The sequence below is a fragment of the Bordetella tumbae genome (assembly GCF_965139195.1).
Lineage (GTDB): Bacteria > Pseudomonadota > Gammaproteobacteria > Burkholderiales > Burkholderiaceae_B > Bordetella_A > Bordetella_A tumbae.
In genome coordinates this window covers 112,482-131,639 of sequence record NZ_CBCSJH010000003.1, presented here as the reverse complement: position 1 = coordinate 131,639, position 19,158 = coordinate 112,482, and the positions used below count along the sequence as shown (strand labels likewise).

17 protein-coding genes are annotated in these 19,158 nt (G+C 59.1%); 6 read left to right on the top strand and 11 right to left on the bottom strand.

Going from position 1 to position 19,158, the window contains the following annotated elements; translation table 11 throughout:
* Nucleotides 1–73: 73 nt before the first annotated feature.
* Together ACNA0J_RS05960 and ACNA0J_RS05955 are read right to left on the bottom strand one after the other, a co-directional pair.
* Nucleotides 74–1,483 carry a Cu(+)/Ag(+) sensor histidine kinase gene (locus ACNA0J_RS05960; RefSeq protein ID WP_415817385.1) on the bottom strand — a complete coding sequence of 470 codons (1,410 nt, stop codon included), beginning with the start codon at nt 1,481–1,483 and terminating at the stop codon, nt 74–76.
* On the bottom strand, nt 1,473–2,156 hold the full coding sequence (locus ACNA0J_RS05955; RefSeq protein WP_415817383.1) for a heavy metal response regulator transcription factor: 684 nt from the start codon (nt 2,154–2,156) through the stop codon (nt 1,473–1,475). The genes ACNA0J_RS05960 and ACNA0J_RS05955 overlap by 11 nt, the downstream gene beginning before the upstream one ends.
* 253 nt (nt 2,157–2,409) lie before the next feature.
* Here ACNA0J_RS05955 and ACNA0J_RS05950 point away from each other — a divergent pair, with 253 nt between their 5' ends.
* The 4 genes from ACNA0J_RS05950 to ACNA0J_RS05935 all read left to right on the top strand — a co-directional run bounded on the left by ACNA0J_RS05950 (nt 2,410) and on the right by ACNA0J_RS05935 (nt 6,621).
* Nucleotides 2,410–4,269 (top strand): copper resistance system multicopper oxidase, encoded by a 1,860-nt coding sequence (locus ACNA0J_RS05950; protein ID WP_415817381.1) that lies wholly within the window; start codon nt 2,410–2,412, stop codon nt 4,267–4,269.
* A 26-nt stretch (nt 4,270–4,295) separates the two neighbouring features.
* On the top strand, nt 4,296–5,195 hold the full coding sequence (locus tag ACNA0J_RS05945) for a copper resistance protein B (RefSeq protein WP_415817379.1): 900 nt from the start codon (nt 4,296–4,298) through the stop codon (nt 5,193–5,195).
* 28 nt (nt 5,196–5,223) lie between these two features.
* Nucleotides 5,224–5,610, top strand: a complete 387-nt coding sequence (gene copC / locus ACNA0J_RS05940) for a copper homeostasis periplasmic binding protein CopC (protein ID WP_415817377.1) — start codon at nt 5,224–5,226, stop codon at nt 5,608–5,610.
* 81 nt (nt 5,611–5,691) lie between these two features.
* Nucleotides 5,692–6,621, top strand: a complete 930-nt coding sequence (locus ACNA0J_RS05935; RefSeq protein ID WP_415817375.1) for a YihY/virulence factor BrkB family protein — start codon at nt 5,692–5,694, stop codon at nt 6,619–6,621.
* Between the two features lie 7 nt (nt 6,622–6,628).
* Here the strand turns inward: ACNA0J_RS05935 and ACNA0J_RS05930 are convergent, their stop codons facing one another.
* The 9 genes from ACNA0J_RS05930 to ACNA0J_RS05890 all read right to left on the bottom strand — a co-directional run bounded on the left by ACNA0J_RS05930 (nt 6,629) and on the right by ACNA0J_RS05890 (nt 17,089).
* On the bottom strand, nt 6,629–7,705 hold the full coding sequence (locus ACNA0J_RS05930) for an Ldh family oxidoreductase (protein ID WP_415817373.1): 1,077 nt from the start codon (nt 7,703–7,705) through the stop codon (nt 6,629–6,631).
* Between the two features lie 114 nt (nt 7,706–7,819).
* The gene (locus tag ACNA0J_RS05925) at nt 7,820–9,340 is read right to left on the bottom strand and encodes a mannitol dehydrogenase family protein (protein WP_415817371.1); all 1,521 of its coding nucleotides are present in this window, start codon (nt 9,338–9,340) and stop codon (nt 7,820–7,822) included.
* Nucleotides 9,340–10,551 (bottom strand): D-mannonate dehydratase ManD, encoded by a 1,212-nt coding sequence (gene manD, locus ACNA0J_RS05920; protein WP_415817369.1) that lies wholly within the window; start codon nt 10,549–10,551, stop codon nt 9,340–9,342. The genes ACNA0J_RS05925 and manD overlap by 1 nt, the downstream gene beginning before the upstream one ends.
* A gap of 66 nt (nt 10,552–10,617) precedes the next feature.
* Complete coding sequence (locus tag ACNA0J_RS05915) at nt 10,618–12,138, bottom strand: UxaA family hydrolase (protein ID WP_415817752.1); 1,521 nt, start codon at nt 12,136–12,138, stop codon at nt 10,618–10,620.
* Nucleotides 12,139–12,173: 35 nt separating this feature from the next.
* Complete coding sequence (locus ACNA0J_RS05910; protein ID WP_415817367.1) at nt 12,174–13,580, bottom strand: TRAP transporter large permease; 1,407 nt, start codon at nt 13,578–13,580, stop codon at nt 12,174–12,176.
* 21 nt (nt 13,581–13,601) lie between these two features.
* Nucleotides 13,602–14,237, bottom strand: a complete 636-nt coding sequence (locus ACNA0J_RS05905; RefSeq protein ID WP_415817365.1) for a TRAP transporter small permease — start codon at nt 14,235–14,237, stop codon at nt 13,602–13,604.
* Nucleotides 14,238–14,309: 72 nt separating this feature from the next.
* Complete coding sequence (locus ACNA0J_RS05900; protein ID WP_415817363.1) at nt 14,310–15,284, bottom strand: sialic acid TRAP transporter substrate-binding protein SiaP; 975 nt, start codon at nt 15,282–15,284, stop codon at nt 14,310–14,312.
* Between the two features lie 72 nt (nt 15,285–15,356).
* The gene (locus tag ACNA0J_RS05895) at nt 15,357–16,388 is read right to left on the bottom strand and encodes an L-idonate 5-dehydrogenase (RefSeq protein ID WP_415817361.1); all 1,032 of its coding nucleotides are present in this window, start codon (nt 16,386–16,388) and stop codon (nt 15,357–15,359) included.
* On the bottom strand, nt 16,385–17,089 hold the full coding sequence (locus ACNA0J_RS05890) for a FadR/GntR family transcriptional regulator (protein ID WP_415817359.1): 705 nt from the start codon (nt 17,087–17,089) through the stop codon (nt 16,385–16,387). The genes ACNA0J_RS05895 and ACNA0J_RS05890 overlap by 4 nt, the downstream gene beginning before the upstream one ends.
* 169 nt (nt 17,090–17,258) lie before the next feature.
* Between ACNA0J_RS05890 and ACNA0J_RS05885 the strand changes: the two genes are divergently transcribed.
* Nucleotides 17,259–17,654 carry a diacylglycerol kinase gene (locus ACNA0J_RS05885; RefSeq protein WP_415817357.1) on the top strand — a complete coding sequence of 132 codons (396 nt, stop codon included), beginning with the start codon at nt 17,259–17,261 and terminating at the stop codon, nt 17,652–17,654.
* 134 nt (nt 17,655–17,788) lie between these two features.
* Entirely contained in the window at nt 17,789–19,120 is a 1,332-nt protein-coding gene (locus tag ACNA0J_RS05880) for an NAD(P)/FAD-dependent oxidoreductase (protein WP_415817356.1), read from the top strand.
* The last annotated feature ends 38 nt before the right edge of the window (nt 19,121–19,158 follow it).

Below are 19,158 nucleotides of genomic sequence, written 5' to 3'. Positions count from 1 at the left end.
TCGGGGTTTATGCTCCGAGGGTGTTTTTTTCGCCGGAGCGACAGCAAGCCGTAGGTGCAGCGTAGGGGCCTTTTTACGCAATGCGAGGCAACGTTAAATCAAACTTCGTCGCTATGTCGTCCGATGTGACGGACACGGCACCGCCGTGCGCTTGCGCGATGGACTTTACGATGGCCAGCCCCAACCCCGCACCGGCGGAGTTCCGTTGACGTGCAGGATCGGCTCGGAAAAAGCGATCGAACAACTTGGGCAGATACTGCTCGGGAATTTTGCGGCCGGGATTTTCCACCCTGATTCGCGTCGACCGCTCGTCCTGCGCCAAGCTGACGGTGACCGACGAACCACGAGGCGTATAGCGGATCGCATTGGACAGAAGATTGCTCAGCGCACGCAAGATCATCTCCTTATCTGCGCGCACCGGTTGGGCCTCGCCCTCTAATCGAAGCACAATACCCGCATCCTCTGCGAGTGCTTCAAAGTAGTCGAACAATCCTCGGATCAGCTCAGCCAGATCAATATCCGAGCGATGTAAATTCCCGGGATCATTTTCCGTTTGAGCCAGAAACAGCATGTCGCCGATCATGCGGCCCATGCGATCAAACTCTTCGAGATTCGAGTAGAGGATTTCCCGGTATTCGTCAGAGGAGCGAGCCTGGCGCAGCGCTACCTCTGTCTGAGTCACCAGATTCGTGACAGGGGTTCTCAGCTCGTGCGCAATATCCCCAGAAAAATGCGATAGCCTGGAAAAGCTGTCTTCGAGGCGGCCGATCATGTCGTTGAACGATGTGGCCAGCTCAGCCAGTTCCATCGGAACATCGGCGGGATGCAGCCTGACGTCGAGCTGCGAAGAACGAATGGCCCGAATCTCTCGAGTGATCTTGCGGATCGGACGATGCCCCCACTGGACGGCTAACCAAGCAACGACGATCGATATCAGGAGCACGATGCCCGTTGCCCAGCGTTGCATCTGCTTGAACGAATCCAGGAAATGAACGTGGAAATCGATATCCATCGCCACGACGACTCGGGGCGCGGACTCACCAAGGTCGACAGCCTCGGCCCAGAATGCCCCACCGCGATACGATTTACCGCCCTCATCCCACACTGACAAGCTATCAGGATCGAATCGGGATGCCTTGCTGGGCGGGGAGATGGCAGAAAGATCAGGGCCGGGACTGGCATAAACAGTCTGGCCCGCATTGTCGAACACGCCATAGAACACCCCATGGTGCCCGACGGCGATCGCACTCAGCCGCTGCGTTAGCGAAGCGTCGTCACGACTCCCCGTTTGCAGGGTGTTGACGACCGCTTTTGCCACCGCATCCAGTTCCCCCGCGTCCTGCTCCGAGAAATGCATATGCAGCGCACGCAAGACAACCCAGTTGAATGAGAGAAATACCAATGTCGTTGCGATACCCACAAGCAAGGTTACGCGCAATGCAAGTGAAGCGGGCCGACGACTGCCTGCTTGTTTACTGCTCATCGGGAGTATCCAGCATATAGCCCATTCCTCGCACGGTATGAATGAGCTTGGGCTCGAACGCATCGTCTATTTTTGCGCGAAGCCGGCGTATGGCAACGTCGATCACATTGGTATCGCTATCGAAATTCATATCCCATATCTGGGATGTGATGAGAGAGCGCGGCAGCACTTCGCCTTTTCGTCTTGCCAATAACTCAAGCAAGGAAAACTCTTTGTTGGTGAGATTGATCCGCACTCCTTGGCGCGTTGCGCGCCTGCGTGGCAGATCGAGAACCAGATCTGCGACTTCGATACGGTCCGGATGGGCGGAAGCATTTCCGCGCCGCAAGAGCGTGCGTACACGAGCCAGCAGCTCTGAAAAAGCAAAGGGTTTGATCAGATAGTCATCAGCCCCCAGTTCCAGGCCTTTGACACGATCCTCCACGCTGCCGCGTGCCGTGAGAAACAACACCGGCACTCGTTCACCGGCATCTCGCAGCGACTGAACAATACGCCAACCGTCCATGTCGGGAAGCATGACATCCAACACAATCAGGTCATAGGCTTCGTTCATCGCCATATGCTGGCCATCGAGCCCGTTGCGAGCCAAGTCCACCACAAACCCCGCCTCGGTGAGGCCCTGCCTAACGTAGTCTGCGGTCTTGTTTTCGTCTTCGACCACAAGCAATTTCATCGCGCACCTCTTGGTATTCCTGTATGTCCCCCGTAAAGCATCAGCATGCGATTCCGAGTAGACCATTGCCCTGCAATTTACCTACCGCCACCTGCCATCAACATTACTGGAACATTACATAAATGTAATGCGCGGGTCATTTAACGGAAAGTGGCGGATCCGTATTCTGCCTGCTACACGTCAAAACAAGCGATTCCATGCCCGCAGGGATCTGTGCCGACGCTTTTCATTGATCCTCTGAGGAAATCTCTCTATGCCACCTCAATCACCATTTATCTTGCCTCCCTTTGGCCGGAGCCGCCGGCGCTTTGTGCAGGGATTGGCGGCAGGCGGCGTACTAGCCAGCTTGTCGGTTCCGGCAATGCAGGCGATGGCCCAGGGAGCCAAGACGAATTTTGGTGCAGCGCCGATTTTACGTGGCAACGAATTCGACCTGGTGGTGGCCGAATCTCCGGTGAACTTCACGGGCAAGCCCGGTGTGGCGACGACAATCAACGGCTCGCTGCCCGCCCCTACACTGCGCTGGCGCGAGGGGGAGACGGTCACGATCCGCGTGACCAACAAGCTGCGCGAGGCGACCTCCATTCATTGGCACGGGATCATCCTGCCCTACCAGATGGATGGCGTGCCTGGGATCAGTTTTGCGGGCATTCCTCCGGGAGCCACATTCACCTATCGCTTCAAAGTCCAGCAAAGCGGGTCCTACTGGTACCACTCGCACTCGGGCATGCAGGAACTGACCGGCATGTACGGGGCCATCATCATCGATCCCGCCGGCGCCGAGACCATCAAAGCAGATCGGGATCACGTGCTGGTGTTTTCCGACTGGACCGATGAGGACCCAATGCGGGTATTCGGCAAGCTCAAGTCACAGGGCGACTACTACAACTATCACCAGCCTACGGTCCTCGATTTCTTTCGCGATGCGGCGCAGGACGGCGTCGGCGCGGCGTTCGACAAGCGCAAGATGTGGAACGAGATGCGGATGAGCCCGACCGATCTGGCCGATCTGTCCTCGGAAACGTTGACGTACCTGGCCAACGGCGTCACGCCCGCAGGTAACTGGACAGCGCTTTTCCGCCCCGGTGAGCGCGTACGGTTGCGGATGGTCAATGGGGCTGGCAATACTTTTTATGACGTGCGTATTCCCGGTTTGAAGCTGCGAGTCGTGCAGGTCGATGGCGTCGATGTCGAGCCTGTGACTGTGGACGAGTTCCGCTTTGGTCCCGGAGAAACGATCGACGTGATCGTCGAACCTCGTGATGATGCGTACACGATCTTTGCCCAATCGATGGATCGTTCCGGATTCGCGCGGGCAACACTGGCCGTGCGGGAAGGACTGCAGGCGGCCGTACCGGCAATCGATGCGGCTGAGTGGCTGAGCATGGCGGACATGATGGGGTCGATGGATCATGGGTCCATGGGACAAGGATCGATGGACCATGGTTCGATGACCGGCATGGCTGATACGACCGAAATGACTGGGATGACCGGTATGAATCATGGCGCGATGGCGGGGATGAACCATGGCGCCATGGCGATGGATCACAGTCAGCACACCGCTGCAGCGGGAGGCCTGACTGCGCCGTCAACGACGGCACGCCACGCCCGTACCGAATACGGACCGAGCACGGATATGCGCGTGGATATGGCTCGCACCAATCTTGACGATCCCGGCATAGGGCTGCGCAACAACGGACGGCGAGTACTGACGCTCGCTGATTTGCACACCCCCTCTGGCCCGATGGACGCGCGCGGGGCGGGCCGGGAAGTCGAGCTGCATCTGACGGGCAATATGGAGCGTTACACCTGGTCGTTCGACGGATTGGAATTCAGCAAATCCACGCCGATCCACTTCCGCCATAACGAGCGGCTGCGGGTGATCTTGCACAACGACACCATGATGACGCATCCGATGCACCTGCATGGCATGTGGAGCGAATTGGAAAGCCCGGACGGAAAGTTCCTGGCACGCCGCCACACCCTGCCCGTGCAACCGGCGCAGCGGGTGAGTTTCTTGGTGACCGCCGATGCACTTGGCCGTTGGGCGTGGCATTGCCACCTGATGTTCCACATGGATGCGGGCATGTTCCGCGAGGTCGTGGTGTCTTGAGCCAGTGCAGAAAAAAGGAAACGTTGATGTCAAAACTAGCACCTATCAGAGCACTGGCCATGGCTGTTGCTTCCCTGACAAGCATTGCGGTAAATGCGGCTGACCCACACGCAGGCCACGGCACTGAACAGAATGCCACCGCATCCGAGCCATCAATGGATCACGGTGACATGCAAATGCAGGGTGGCTCGGCTCCACCGGATGCACGCGACCCGAATGCTTACTCCAATGGTTTGAAGCTGGGCGAAGGTGACTACGCGGTGCCAGGAGTTCCGAAACTGATGCTCCACGGAGAACACCGTTTCATGTCGCTGCGCGCCGATACCTTTGAACGCCGCTTTGCCCGCAAGGGCGCCGACAGCACAGCCTATTCTCTGCAAGGCTGGTATGGCACCACATACGACCGGCTGGTGATGAAGGCCGAGGGCGAGTGGGCCGAAGGAAAGCTGCAAGAGTCCCGGACCGAACTGCTATGGGGCCACGCGATTTCTTCGTACTGGGACAGCCAGCTGGGTGTGCGCTTGGACGCCGGCGAAGGCCCTAATCGGGAGTGGCTGGCATTTGGCGTACAAGGGCTGGCTCCCTATTGGTTTGAAGTCGATGCCACGGCCTACGTTGGCAGCGGCGGCCGCACCGCGCTGCGTCTCGAGGCGAGCTATGAAATGCTCCTCACCCAGCGACTGATACTCGAACCCAAGGTCGAGGTCCAGCTCTTTGGTAAAGACGATCCCGCTCGCCAAATCGGCAGCGGCTTGTCCGAGGGCGCGGTTGGACTGCGCTTGCGCTACGAACTGCACCGGCAGTTTGCGCCCTACATAGGCATAGAACAGGCCGCGACTTTTGGAAAGACCGCCGACTACGTGCGCGCCGAGGGTGAACGAACGACACAGACTCGTTTCGTGGCGGGCGTGCGCTTCTGGTTTTAACTTGAACCTCAATGCAACTGGAGTTTCCATGTACATTTCCCGCCTTGCAGCACAGCTCGCGATGGCAGCCGCCGGCACACTATTTGCTACCGCTGCGATTGCGCAACCCGAGCTGTTGTCTTCTACACCGAAAGACAAATCAGAAGGAGCGGCGCCGACCGCTATTGAACTGAAGTTCTCCGAAACTCTGGCGACGCAGTCGTCGGCAGCAAGCTTGACCATGACGAGCATGCCGGGCATGGCGAACCATGGCGAAATGAAGATGAAAATCAGCGTGGCGGGTGCCGGCGACGGCAAGACAATGGTCATCACACCCGCCAGTAAGTTGAGTGCAGGCACGTATCGAGTGGACTGGCGTGCCGTCTCGTCGGACGCGCTCCCTGCTGTCGGGAAAATGACTTTTCAAGTGAAGTAAGTGATCAGCACGGGGGGATTTGTAACATCACGGGAACGCCCCCTACAATGCAGACACTCTGACTGCATTCCGCCGCACGCCATGCCTATCCCTGCCCGTCTGCTGAAATTACTGCGTCCCTCGGAGATCTATGGACTGCTTGTCGAATCAGGCAAGCAGTGGTCCAAACACCGCGCATCGAGCAAGGGCGCCGCACTATCGCTGTATATGGTGTTTTCGCTGGCGCCGATGTTGATTCTGGTGATTGCGGTGGCGGGCGTATTTTTCGGCGAGGAAGCCGTCCGCTCGGAGCTCTTTGCGCAAGTCCACGACATGATAGGGACACGCGGAGCCGAGGTGATCCAGACTGTGCTGGCCAGCGCCCACGAGTCGGGCGGGGGCTGGATCGCGGCGCTGCTGTCCATTGCGATTCTCGTATTCAGCGCGACGACCGCATTTGCGGAACTGCAGGCCAGCCTGGATGAGCTGTGGGACGCGACCAAGAACCGCAAATCGGGTCTGCAAGGCATGGTTCGCAGCCGGATGGTGTCTTTTGGGCTGGTGCTGGTGCTGGCGATGTTTTTGCTGCTGTCGCTGATGATGAACGCGGCGCTGGGCGGGGCCAAGGCGTATTACGGCGATCTGTGGACGAACTCGGTTTTCGCGACGGTGGCCGAATGGATGTCGAATCTGTTTTCCTTTGCAGTGGTGGCAGCGCTGTTTGCTGTGGTGTACAAGCTGCTGCCCAGCATCAATATCCCCTGGCGTGACGTTATCCCTGGTGCGATTGTGACCGCCGGCCTGTTTCTGATCGGTAAGTGGGGGATAGGCCTTTACTTGGGCCGTGGCGGCGCAGTATCTGCGTATGGCGCTGCAGGGTCGATGATTGCGCTGTTGTTGTGGATTTATTATTCCGCGCAGATTTTCTTTTTTGGCGCGGTATTCACACGCCAATTTGCCGAGCGATTCGGCAGCAGGCAGGCCGAGGAAGTCATTGCCGAGGCCCCAGGCGACGACCCCGGGACGGTGTAGTCGATAGTCATGCCGCATCAGCGACTGTGGGTGGCGACAGATGTAACCGATCACTCCATTGCATAAACTCCCGCCATAGCCCGGGCTCGATGGGAATGCCATCATGCAGACGCTGCGCTTGGGCCGACTGCTCGGGGTCGCCGGGCATGCGAGGCTGGCCCGGTTGCGCCGCGAGCTCTTGCGCCATTTGAGCAACCACAGCGCCCAACATAGGGCCGCCGGCAAAACGCGCAGGGTCTATCACGATAAAGAACGCCCCCAATCGGCGAGCCACGTCCAACTGTTCGTACATCGGTGAGATATGCGGACCGAATGGATTGCCGTTCAATGGTCCACACAGCAGTTCGATCATCAACGCGAGGCCGTAGCCCTTGTACCCTTGTTGCGGGCCGCCTAGCGGGCGTAATGCACGAGCTAACTGAGGGTCGGTGGCTTCGTTGCCATCTACATCAAAGGCCATACCCGGCGGGAGTTCATGGCCCTCGCGACGAGCGTTCATCACTCGGTTCCAAGGGATAGCGGTCGAGGCCATGTCCAAGCATACTGGGGCAGCATTGTGGCGAGGTACCGCCACGGAAATGGGATTGGTGCCTAAAAATGGGACATAGCCGCCAAAAGGCGCTGCGATGGAATCAGAGTGCGTAAACGCAAGGCCGATCAGGCCAGCCTCGGCAGCGGCACGGCTGTAGAGACCGACGGCACCGCAATGAGACGAGTCGCTGACGCCTACCGCAGCGATGCCTGTTTCTCGTGCCAGGTCCATGGCCAGTGCATTGGCGCGATGCGCGACGACAATACCCAAGCCTTGGCCGCCATGCACTTGTGCCGTGGCGGGGCCGCTCTGCACGACGCGGATGTCCGGGCGCGGCAGGATGGAGCCATGCGCCAGGCGATTCAGATAATGCGGCAAACGCGCGATACCGTGAGAATCTATACCCCATAGACTGGTCTGGACCAGGCTATCTGCCACACAGGCCGCGTCGGTCTCGGAAACGTCCATGGCCAGCAGACAGTCTCGCCCCCATTCCCGCAGCGTGGCGGTGCCGCAATGACGCAATAAATTCGATGTGTCGTCCGTAGTCATATCCACGCTCATCCCATCAGAAAAAACCGACCGCCCGACAAACCGCGGCGGTCGATAGAAACACGGCGGATCCATCGCCAGACAACGGGAGCCTCTCGTACCTCGGCACGGTGCTCACACTGCCTGTCGCGCCGCAGCGCGCACGCCCTGTTGTCTCAATACCGCCGCATGGCGCGCCACCTCGATAATGAGTTCCTCACATCCGGCAAGATCGCCGAAGACCGGTGCATAGCCGATCAATGCACGCGCGCGTTGAATATCGATGTCGCGCTCCTGTTCCACGGATGCGAGGCGGGCTCGCAATTCCTCTGCCAAGGGATCCTGTATCGGATAGGCTTTTCCCTGCTCGTCATGCCCCCGCAAATAATGCATCCAAGCCGCCAATGCCAAAGCCAATCGTTGATAACCGGCTCCTGCATGCATACGGTCGCGCACTGTCCCCAGCAAGCGCTGCGGCAGTTTTTGGGATCCGTCCATGGCGATCTGCTGTGTGCGATGCGGCAACGCAGCGTTGGCAAAGCGCATCAACAGACGCTTGCGTAACGCAGCGAGATCGACGCCGGGCACAGACCGCAGTGTGGGGGCAATTTCCTCTCTGATCAGGGCATCGAGATAGTCATGCAATGCAGGGTCGGCCATCGCCTGACTGACCGTGTCCAGCCCTGCGGATGCCGCCAGATAGGCCAGCGCGGAATGCGGCCCATTGACCATGCGCAGCTTCAGATGCTCGAATGGCGCAGCGTGTTCGACAAAACGGGCGCCACCGGGTTGGTCCCACGCAGGGCGGCCGTTGACGAAGCGATCCTCGATGATCCATTCGAGAAACGGTTCTCCGACCACAGGCCAGGCATCGTCCATCCCCAACCGTGCCGCGATACGCTGACGGTCGGCATCGGTCGTGCGCGGCACAATGCGATCCACCATGGAATTGGGAAAGGTGCAATGCGCGGCGATCCATTCCGCCAGACCAGGATTGCGCAGCCTCGCAAATTCCAGCACCAAGCCGCGTAGCGTATCGCCGTTAGAAGGCAGGTTATCGCATGAGAGCAAGGTAACCGGCGGCAAACCGACATCGCGACGGCGTGCGAGACCATGCACCAGCATGCCGATGGCGCTGCGTGGCGTCTCGCTGTCAGCCAAGTCGTGAGCGATATCCGGATCGTCGCGACGCAAACGTCCCGTGGCGGGCTCGTGACAATAGCCCTTTTCGGTCACGGTGAGGCTGACGATACGGGTGCCGGGATGCGCAATCTGTGCCAGTACGGCGCCTGGGTCCTCAGTTGCCACCAACACACGCAGAACCGAACCTACGATGGATAACGTCTCGCGCGATGCGCCGCCGGCATCCGTGTCGCGCAGTGACAGCGTATAAAAGCCGTCTTGCGGCAACAAAGCGTCGCGCGTATCGGGACTGCGCAACGATACGCCAATAATTCCCCAGCGCAGATCACCAGTGGCCCCGAGCGCCATGTCGGTGACAGGCGCCTGATGGGCACGGTGAAATGCACCGATGCCCAGGTGAACAATACCTGGCAGCAACTGTGCTCGGTCGTAACCTGGGCGCCCAATATCAGCGGGTAAGTGAGCCAAGCTGCTGGCCCCCAGCCGCTGAGTCTCAGAGCGGGAAGACCTCATCACCAGTTCCACAACGTACCGTCGTGCGCCTGACGATTCACCGGCAGATACGCACGCTGATACGGATACTTCGCTGCAAGCTTTTCATCGATATCCACGCCATGCCCCGGCGCATCGCCCGGATACATCATGCCGTCGGCAAAGGAATAGGCATGGGGAAAGACCGCATCAGTCTCGTCGGTATGACGCATGTATTCCTGGATCCCGAAATTAGGCACCCACAGATCAAAATGCAGCGCAGCGCCCATGCACGCTGGCGACAAGTCTGTCGCGCCATGGCATCCGGTGCGTACCTGATACAGCGATGCCAGATCAGCGATCCGGCGCAGATGCGTGATGCCTCCCGCGTGGACCACGGTGGTGCGGATATAGTCGATCAATTGATTCTGGATGAGGTCTTTGCAGTCCCATACGGTGTTGAATATCTCGCCCACCGCCAATGGCGTCACGGTGTGCTGGCGGATCAACCGGAACGCTTCTTGATTCTCGGCAGGGGTGGCGTCCTCCATCCAGAACAGCCGATAAGGCTCCAGCGACTTGCCCAAGCGCCCTGCCTCGATGGGCGTCAGGCGGTGGTGGACGTCGTGCAGCAGATGCGTGTCCCAGCCCACGGCATCGCGCACGCGTGCAAACAGTTTAGGGGCGTGGTCCAGATATTTCTCGGTAGACCAGTCGTGCTCGGATGGCAGATCTGCATCGGCGGGCTCGTAAAACATACGTCCACGACCTACGCCGTAGACCGCATTCAGGCCAGGCACGCCGCTTTGCGCCCGGATGGCGCGGTAGCCCATGTCGCGATAGCGCAACACCTCGTCAACCGTTTCGTCGATGTCGCGCCCATTGGCGTGGCCGTATACCATGACACCGGTGCGGCTCTTGCCGCCCAGCAGTTGATAGAGCGGCATGCCAGCGGCCTTGGCCTTGATATCCCACAGCGCCGTATCGACTGCCGCGATGGCCGACATGGTGACCGGCCCGCGCCGCCAATAGGCGCCGCGATACAGGAACTGCCAGATGTCCTCGATCTGATGAGCATCGCGGCCGATCAAGCAGGGTATGACATGATCGGTCAGGTAACTGGCCACCGCTAATTCGCGGCCATTCAGCGTCGCATCGCCGATGCCGGTGAGGCCCTCGTCGGTTTCTATTTTCAGGGTAACGAAGTTGCGTCCAGGACTGCACACGATGACACGTGCGTTGCTGATCTTCATCCGAAGCTCCGAGAAACAGGTATCCGCGCGCGTCAAGGCGCGGCAAAATCAAATCGACCGGGATCGCTACATCACAGCGCCCAATTGCCAGGGCACGAACTCATTCTGTCCATAACCGTGGATTTCGCTCTTGCTGCGCCGGCCCGAAGCCGTGTCCAGCATCAACTGAAAAATTCGCTCGCCCATGGCTTGCACATCGCTATCGCCGTCGACGACCTCACCACAGTTGATGTCGATGTCATCCTCCTGACGCCGCCACAATTCGGTATTGGTCGAGAGCTTTAATGAGGGCGACGGTGCACAGCCATAGGCCGAGCCACGGCCTGTCGTGAAGCAGATCAGGTTCGCGCCACCTGCGACTTGCCCAGTCGCAGACACGGGGTCGTAGCCCGGCGTATCCATAAACACCAGCCCCCGTGCCGTGACGGGCTGCGCGTATTCATAGACATCCACCAAATTGGTCGTGCCGCTTTTGGCAATGGCGCCTAGAGATTTTTCCAGGATAGTCGTCAAGCCGCCGGCCTTGTTCCCTGCCGACGGGTTGTTATCCATCTCGGCGTCATTGCGGGAACAGTAATCTTCCCACCAGCGCAGTCGCGCGAGCAGCTTGTCGGCCACGGCGGCAGACACGGCGCGGCGCGTCAGCAGATGTTCGCCGCCATAGATTTCCGGCGTCTCGGACAGGATGGCAGAGCCACCATGGCGCACCAGCAAGTCCACCGCCGCCCCGAGCGCCGGATTTGCACTGATCCCCGAATAGCCGTCTGACCCGCCACATTGCAGGCCTATGGTCAGATGACTGGCCGACACGGGTTGACGTTGCACGCGATTCGTTTCCTCCAGCATCTGTTCGATCAGCTCGATGCCACGTGCTACCGTACGTCGAGTGCCTCCGGTGCCTTGGATGCTGAAGGTATGCAGCCGGCCGCTTTCCCGCAGATGTTCCTGTTCCATCAGGCCTTCGATCTGATTGGTTTCGCAGCCGAGGCCCACTACCATCAACGCACCGAAATTGGCATGACGCGCGTAACCGCCCAAGGTACGACGCAATACCCGCAAGGGTTCTCCGTCGCTGCCAGTGGCACACCCCGCGCCATGCGTCAACGCTACGACGCCATCGACATTGGGATAGGCAGACAAGGCCTCCGGATGGATGTCGCGCCGAAAATGATCGGCGATGGCGCGCGCCACCGTGGCAGAGCAATTCACCGACGTCAGCACGCCGATGTAGTTGCGCGTAGCCACACGTCCGTCGGCGCGGACGATGCCGTCAAACGTGGCGGACTGCGCCACGTAGTCCGTCTCATGAGCATCCTGTCCCACAGCATAGTCGCGCTCGAAATCGGAGAACGCCAGATTATGCGTATGCACATGTTGACCCGGCGCAATGTCTTGCCGCGCAATGCCGATGACCTGGTTATAGCGGCGCACGGGCTGCCCCGCAGCAATCGCGCGCACTGCGACCTTATGCCCGGGCGGAATCAACCCGGCCACGGTGATGCCCTCGGTCGGCAACGTTGTACCGCCTACCAATTGACGGCGCGCAATCACGACATTATCAGCGGCATGAATACGAATAATTGGAATATCGCCGGCCCGCGCGCCGGCTTGTGCTGCGTGACTCACTTACCACCTCCGACCAGATCGGGTAACCACATGCTGACACTGGGAATATAAGTAATGACAATCAGGGCGATGAACAGCGGCACGAGCCATGGCAAGATCGCCATCGTGGTGCGCTCGACGGATAGCTTTGACACCCGCGCCAAGACAAATAGCACCATCCCCAGTGGCGGATGCAGCAGGCCTATCATCAGGTTCAGCGTCATCACCAATCCAAAGTGGATGGGATCGATGCCCAGCTTCAACACCAGGGGCAGCAGAATCGGCACCAGAATGGTGATCGCCGCAATGGTATCGATGAAGCAGCCCACCACCAGGATCAACAGGTTCGCCAACAGCAGGAATACCCATTTGTTATGGGTCACCGCCAGAATGGCGTCGGTCAGGGTCTGCGCGGCCTGGGTCGTGGTCAACAGCCAGGCGAACACCGATGCCGCCGTCACGATGAACAGCACCGATGCCGTGGTCTCAATGGTGTCGAAGGTAGCCTTGGCCAAGGTACGCAGACTCATCGAGCGATAACGCACCAAGCCCAGGAACAAGGCCCAGATCACCGCGGCAACGGCCGCCTCAGTGGGCGTGAACCACCCCATCGTCATGCCGCCAATCAAGATCACCGGCGCCATCAGTGCCATCACTGCAGAAAAATCGAAATACCAGTCGACCGCCAGCAATGCGGCGAAGGCAATCAACGTGGCGGTATTGGCGGAGACGCCAAATTGGGTCATTACCCAAATACTGAACGGGAATGCCAACACCACCAACACCTCGAGGGACGCGCCAGCGAGCCGTTTCCAATCAAAGGCCACGTCGCCGCCCCAATTGTTCTTGCGTGCGAAATACGCGACGGTGAACATCATCAGCAGCGTCAACACGACACCGGGAACAATGCCTGCCAGAAACAACGAGCCAATAGACACGTTGGCCATCATGCCGTAGATCACGAATGGCAAGGACGGCGGCAAGATCGGGCCCAACGTCGCCGAGGCAGCGGTGACGCCTACCGCAAATTCCGTCTCATAGCCATGGTCCTTCATGGCTTTGATCTCGATGGTGCCCAGCCCTGCGGCATCGGCGATCGCGGTGCCCGACATGCCAGCAAACACCACCGAGCCGATGATATTCACCTGCCCCAATCCGCCTCGCATCCACCCTACCAGCGCCACGGCAAAGTTATAAATGCGGCCTGTAATCCCGGCGATATTCATCAAGTTGCCGGCCAGGATAAAAAACGGTACCGCCAGCAACGGAAACGATTCGACGCCAGCGATCATGCGCTGCGCGATCACCACGTCGGGCACGCTGCCAGACCACAGCAGAAACAATAAGGACGCACCGGCCATAGACACGGCTACCGGCACGCCAAAGATCATCAATAACAGAAAGGTTCCGATCAGAATTCCCATACTGGCTCCTTGGGCGTCAGGTCAGTCCAGACTTTGATAAGCGGCGGGGTTATCCAGCGACGAATATCCCTGGCGCCAGTTCTGCACGCTGACTTGTATGGAGCGCACAAACATCATCACGAAGCCAGCCTCGGCCAGCCAGTATGCATAGCTCTTGTCCCACGAGATAGTGGTCATCGGCTCTACGCCAACCAGATCGATATAGTTGTATACGAGCCAGACTGCGTAGCCGAAAAACACCGTCCGCACGATATCGATCACCGTGGACAGCACGCGTGCCACGGCTTTGGGCAGGTACCGGTAAAGAAAGTCCACCTGAATATGACGGCAAGCGCGCACGCACATGGCCGATCCGAGGAAAACGACTCCTATCAGGGCATAGACGGCGAGCTCTTCGGTCCACGCATATGAATCGTTCATTACATAGCGCGTAAAGAATTGCAGAAAAACCAGGCCGCCCATAATCCAGAACAGGATCAAACAGAGCCAGTCTTCGAACGCGTAATGTGAGAGATCGACTTTCTGATTCTGGTCGGCTTCTTCGAAGCTGTGGACAATCGATTCGACGGACGATTCATGATGTGTCGTTGCGACACGTTCGCCGTCGTTGCGGTATTGAGCCATGACGCTCGGGCCGGCTCCTGTATTGACGTGCATGCTTTCCCTCTGTCGGTTATGTACCTGTGGCGTGTACCAACCGGGGCCAATTACGACCCCGTCAGTGGGCGATTACTTGACTGCCTGGATAGCTTCCCAATCGGCTTTCTCGTAGCCGTATTGCTCGAACGGCACTTTCTTGAGCACGGTGTCGCGATAGGCGGCGGTATCGACCTCGGTCACGGTCAACCCTTTTTTGCGGAACACATCGACCAGTTCTTTTTCACGGGCGATGACCTCGAGCGATGCCTTGGCGGCAGCCTCTTGCGCGACCTCGGCAAAGATCTTGCGGTCTTCTTCGGACAGGCTCTTCCACAGTTTTCCGGAAATCACCGTATTCAAGTGATCAACGATATGCCCGGTCAGGATGATGTTCTTTTGCACCTCGAAAAATTTCTTGGCTTCGATGGTGGTCAACGGGTTTTCCTGGGCCTCTACCGTGCCGTTCTGCAATGCCAGATAGACCTCGGCAAAGGCGATGGGCGACGTATTCACCCCGCATGCGCGCGGCATGGCCAAGTAGGCCGGCACATCAGGCACGCGCATTTTCAGGCCCTTCATTTCCTCGCAACTGGAGAAAGGACGATTGGAGGTGGAATGGCGCGTGCCGTAATACGTGGTCGCCACAATGTGGTTGCGGCTCTTTTCCTCGTAGCCTTTGGTCAGCGTCTTGTAGATATCGCTCTTGGTGTAGGCCAGCAGATGCTCGGGACTGCGGAAGGTATAGGGATAATACGTCACGCCGATGCGCGGAAAACTCTTGGCGGCAAAGCTGGAACCGGAGATGATCATATCAACCGTACCCAGTGTCAGGCCCTGGTTGATGTCGTTTTCCTTGCCCAGTTGCGAAGCCGGATACACATCGATGTGATAGCGGCCGTTGGTGCGTTTTTCGATTTCCTTGGCCGCCCATACCGAACTGGTGTGGAACGGCTCGGAGGTTTCATACACGTGTGCCCATTTCAGCGTGGTCTGGGCCCATGCGCTACCCGATGCAGCCAGGGCAGCAGCGGCTAGCAATACCTTGAGAGCGTTACCTTGCATCATTATTGTCTCCTCTCTTGCGATTAAGCAGGCGACAGCGGTGTTTTTTATGATTGCCGTTGCCTTTGGTGGTGGTCAGGGTTCACATACGAGTTGCACCTTGGTACTACGCTGGCGGTCGGCCGCCAATTCAAAAGCTTCCACAGCACGATCGAGCGGTAATTGCGCGCTCATCAACGGCCGCACATCGACCCGTCGAGAACGCAAGAACGAAACCGCCCAATCGAATTCGATACCGGCGCGGAATGCACCGACGTAATCCAGTTCGCGCGCCATGATGTTGTTGGCGGGAAAGGCAATCCCCTCGGCGGGCAGCGTGCCCACTTGCACAATGCGGCCACCACGGCGCGTGGCGCGCAGGCAAGTGTCCAGCGCGGCGGGATTACCGGCAGCCTCGATAGAAACATCGGCGATATCCGCCAAAGCGCCAGGATCGGCTTGATCAGACCGAATAGTCTCGTCGGCGCCCACCTGGCTAGCCATCTGCAGCGGACGATCTGCAACGTCCGTCACGATCACATGCGCTGCGCCAGCGAGTCGAGCCGCAATCACGCTCATACAGCCGATGGTGCCGCCGCCTGTGACCAGCACGGTTTTGCCCAATAAGGCGCCGGCGCGATTCACGCCATGCAGGCCGATGGACAGCGGCTCGGCACAGGCCAACTCACCCAACGAGATGTCTTCGTGCACAGGGGTCAACTGCCGCTCGCCCATGACAAAACGCTCGCGGAACATGCCCTGCACATGCGGATAGATGCTGGCGCTGCCCAGGAAACGCATATTGCGGCACAAGTTGTCGCGTCCGGCACGACAGTAATCACACTGCCCACAGGGATGCGACGGATTGATTGCGACCTTCATGCCGGGCTGTACGCGCGTGACCGCATCGCCCACGCGCAGCACGACGCCCGAGGCCTCATGGCCAGGGATCAAGGGCTCGCGAATGACAAAGGCCCCGACACGTCCATGCAGGTAATAGTGCAGGTCGGATCCGCAAATTCCTGCTGCGCCCAGCCGCAACTCGACCTCATGCGGCGCGAGCGCGCGTTCGTCGTCATGCTCCAGACGCAGGTCGCGCGCGCCGTGGATCTTACAGGCCAGGGTCATGTTTTCACCTTGTCGGATGCGGGCGCCCAATTGGCGGTCAGACGATCGTGCGAGCAAGACAGGTGATGCCGCATGGCATCGCGTGCACGTACGGCATCGCCTGCCGCAATGGCATCGACTACCAGGCCGTGTTCCGAAATCGCAGCCTTCCAGCTCGAGGGGTTTTCAAAATAATCGCCGAGCTTGACCGATAACGGGTTGTGGCGTTCGTCGAACAAATCGCCCACCACGCGCAGCAATACGGAGTTGTTGCTGATCTCGGCAATGCGCAAATGAAATAGGCGGTCGCCCTGGATAGGTATCTGTCCGGCCGCGGCCTCTGCCTGCATGGCTTGCAGCGCCTCGCGTAGTCCGGCGACTTGGGCCGGCTGGGCTAATTCGGCAGCCTGGGCAGCCAGTTCGCCCTCGACCAATTGCCTGGCCCGGATGGTTTCCAACGGACTTTCGGCCACGACGCTATCGGCGGCGTGGCTGCTGTGCACATAGATGCCCGAACCCATGCGGACCTCAACCAGGCCTTCCACCTCGAGCGCAATCAACGCCTCGCGTACAGACGGCCGCGATACGCCGAGTTTGATCGCCAGGTCGCGCTCAGGAGGCAGGCGCGCGCCCACCGGGAATTCACCGCCCTGGATCAACAAGCGGATCTGATCTGCGATCTGACGGTATAGACGACGAGGCTCAATAGGCTGAAAGGGCATGACGACCGGTTAGGAGGTAAAGTGGCCTGACCAATTTGTTCCGCATCTTGCGCCGATATGGATAAGCCTCACAATTAGGGTTTCCGCTAGGCGCGGATTGGCAATCCCCCTGACGCGCGCAACGCGAATCTGTTAAAAACGACGCGCCTCTCATCTACTTGCTGAATTCATGTCTCATACTCCGCACCCTTCGCCCTACAAAAGCACGGGCGGCCTGCGCCGCGTGCTGAACGCGCTGCGCTATTCGATGCAGGGCCTGCATGCCGCGTTCAAATACGAGGCGGCATTCCGTCAGGAACTGGCGTTAGCGATTCTGCTGATTCCAGCGGCATTTTTCCTGGGGCGCAGCACGGACGAGGTCTTTATTCTGATTGCCTCGGTCGTTCTGGTATTGGTGGTGGAACTGCTGAACTCTGCCGTCGAGGCGCTGGCCGATGCCTTGTCAGTCGAGACCCATCCGCTATTAGGGCGCGCCAAAGACCTCGGCAGCGCGGCAGTCATGCTCATGCTGTTGTTCACCATCGCCGTGTGGGTCGGCGTGGCAATCAGCCGATTTGTCATGTAGATGGGGACGAATGTATTTGCAACACTTTTTGCACTGCACAATACGTTTTCAATCAATAGCTTAGAGAACTTCTAGTCTTTTATAAGACCGAAATTTCGGCACGATTTCGAGCGGCACACTTTATACTGGCCGCTATGAATCAAGCACCCGCCAGGCCGGCATCAGGCCAACCTCATCATGTCATTATCGTCGGCGGTGGCGCCGGCGGCCTGGAGCTGGCCGCAAAGCTCGGCCGCAAACATGGCCCAAGACACGTCACCCTCGTCGACAGCCGGCCGATCCACATCTGGAAACCCTCGTTGCACGAGGCCGCCGCGGGAACGCTGGATATTTACCAAGAGGGCCTGTCATATCTGATGTTGGCCAACTTGTGCGGATTCACCTTCGCGCTGGGCGCGGTACAAGGCGTGGACCGCGAACGCCGCACCGTCAATGTGGCAGAGGTGCGGGATGCGCTGGGCGAAATCGTGTTGCCCGAGCGTGAACTACCCTACGACACGCTGGTGCTGGCGCTGGGCAGCGAATCGAACTTTTTCAATACCCCCGGCGCGGCAGAACATGCTGTGACGCTGGACTCGACCGAGAATGCCGAAGCCTTTCGGCTCACCATGCTCAAGGCCATGGTGCAGGTCGATCAGGCCAAGGTCAATGATCCGTCTGCCGAGTTGAATGTGGTGATCGTGGGTGGCGGCGCGACGGGCGTCGAACTGGCCGTCGAGCTGCGCGAGGCCGGCGGTATTGTGGCCGCCTATGGCTTGCCGAATTTCCGTGCGGATAGGGATCTGGTCATCACGCTGGTCGAAGGCGCCCCGCGCATTTTGTCGGCGCTGCCGGAAAAAATTTCCGATGCCGCCCTCAAACGTCTGACAGAGTTGGGCATCCGTGTAGAAACCAACTGCCGCGTGGCCGAGGTCACTCCCGATAGCATCAAGACCGCGGATGGTCGTGAGTTCGCAGCGGGCCTATGTATGTGGGCCGCCGGCATTCAAGGCCTGCCGTTGATGAAAACACTGGATTTACCGCTGAACCGGATCGGCCAGTTGATCCTCAATGGCCGCCTGGAGTCACCCGATCCCAATATTCTGGCGCTGGGCGATTGCTCCGCCGTGCCCATGGGCGAGGATGGCCGCACGGTGCCCGCCCGCGCGCAGGCCGCGCACCAGGAAGCCAGCTATTTGATGGACAAGCTCACTGCCCGTATCCGCAACACCGACGAGCCGACAAAGCCATACGTCTATCATGATCATGGTTCGCTGGTATCGCTGGGCCAGGATGCTGGCGTAGGCAGTTTGATGGGCAAACTGGCAGGACGTGGATTGTTTGTCAGCGGTACACTGGCGCGCCTGATGTACATGAGCCTGCACCTGATGCATCACCATGCGGTGCTGGGCATTTGGCGCACGGGGACGCTGGCGCTGGCACGCTTGTTGCTGCGCCGTACGCATCCGCGCGTCAAATTACACTGACGGCTCCTCTCTTTCTCCGGCATGACAGCTGAGATTTT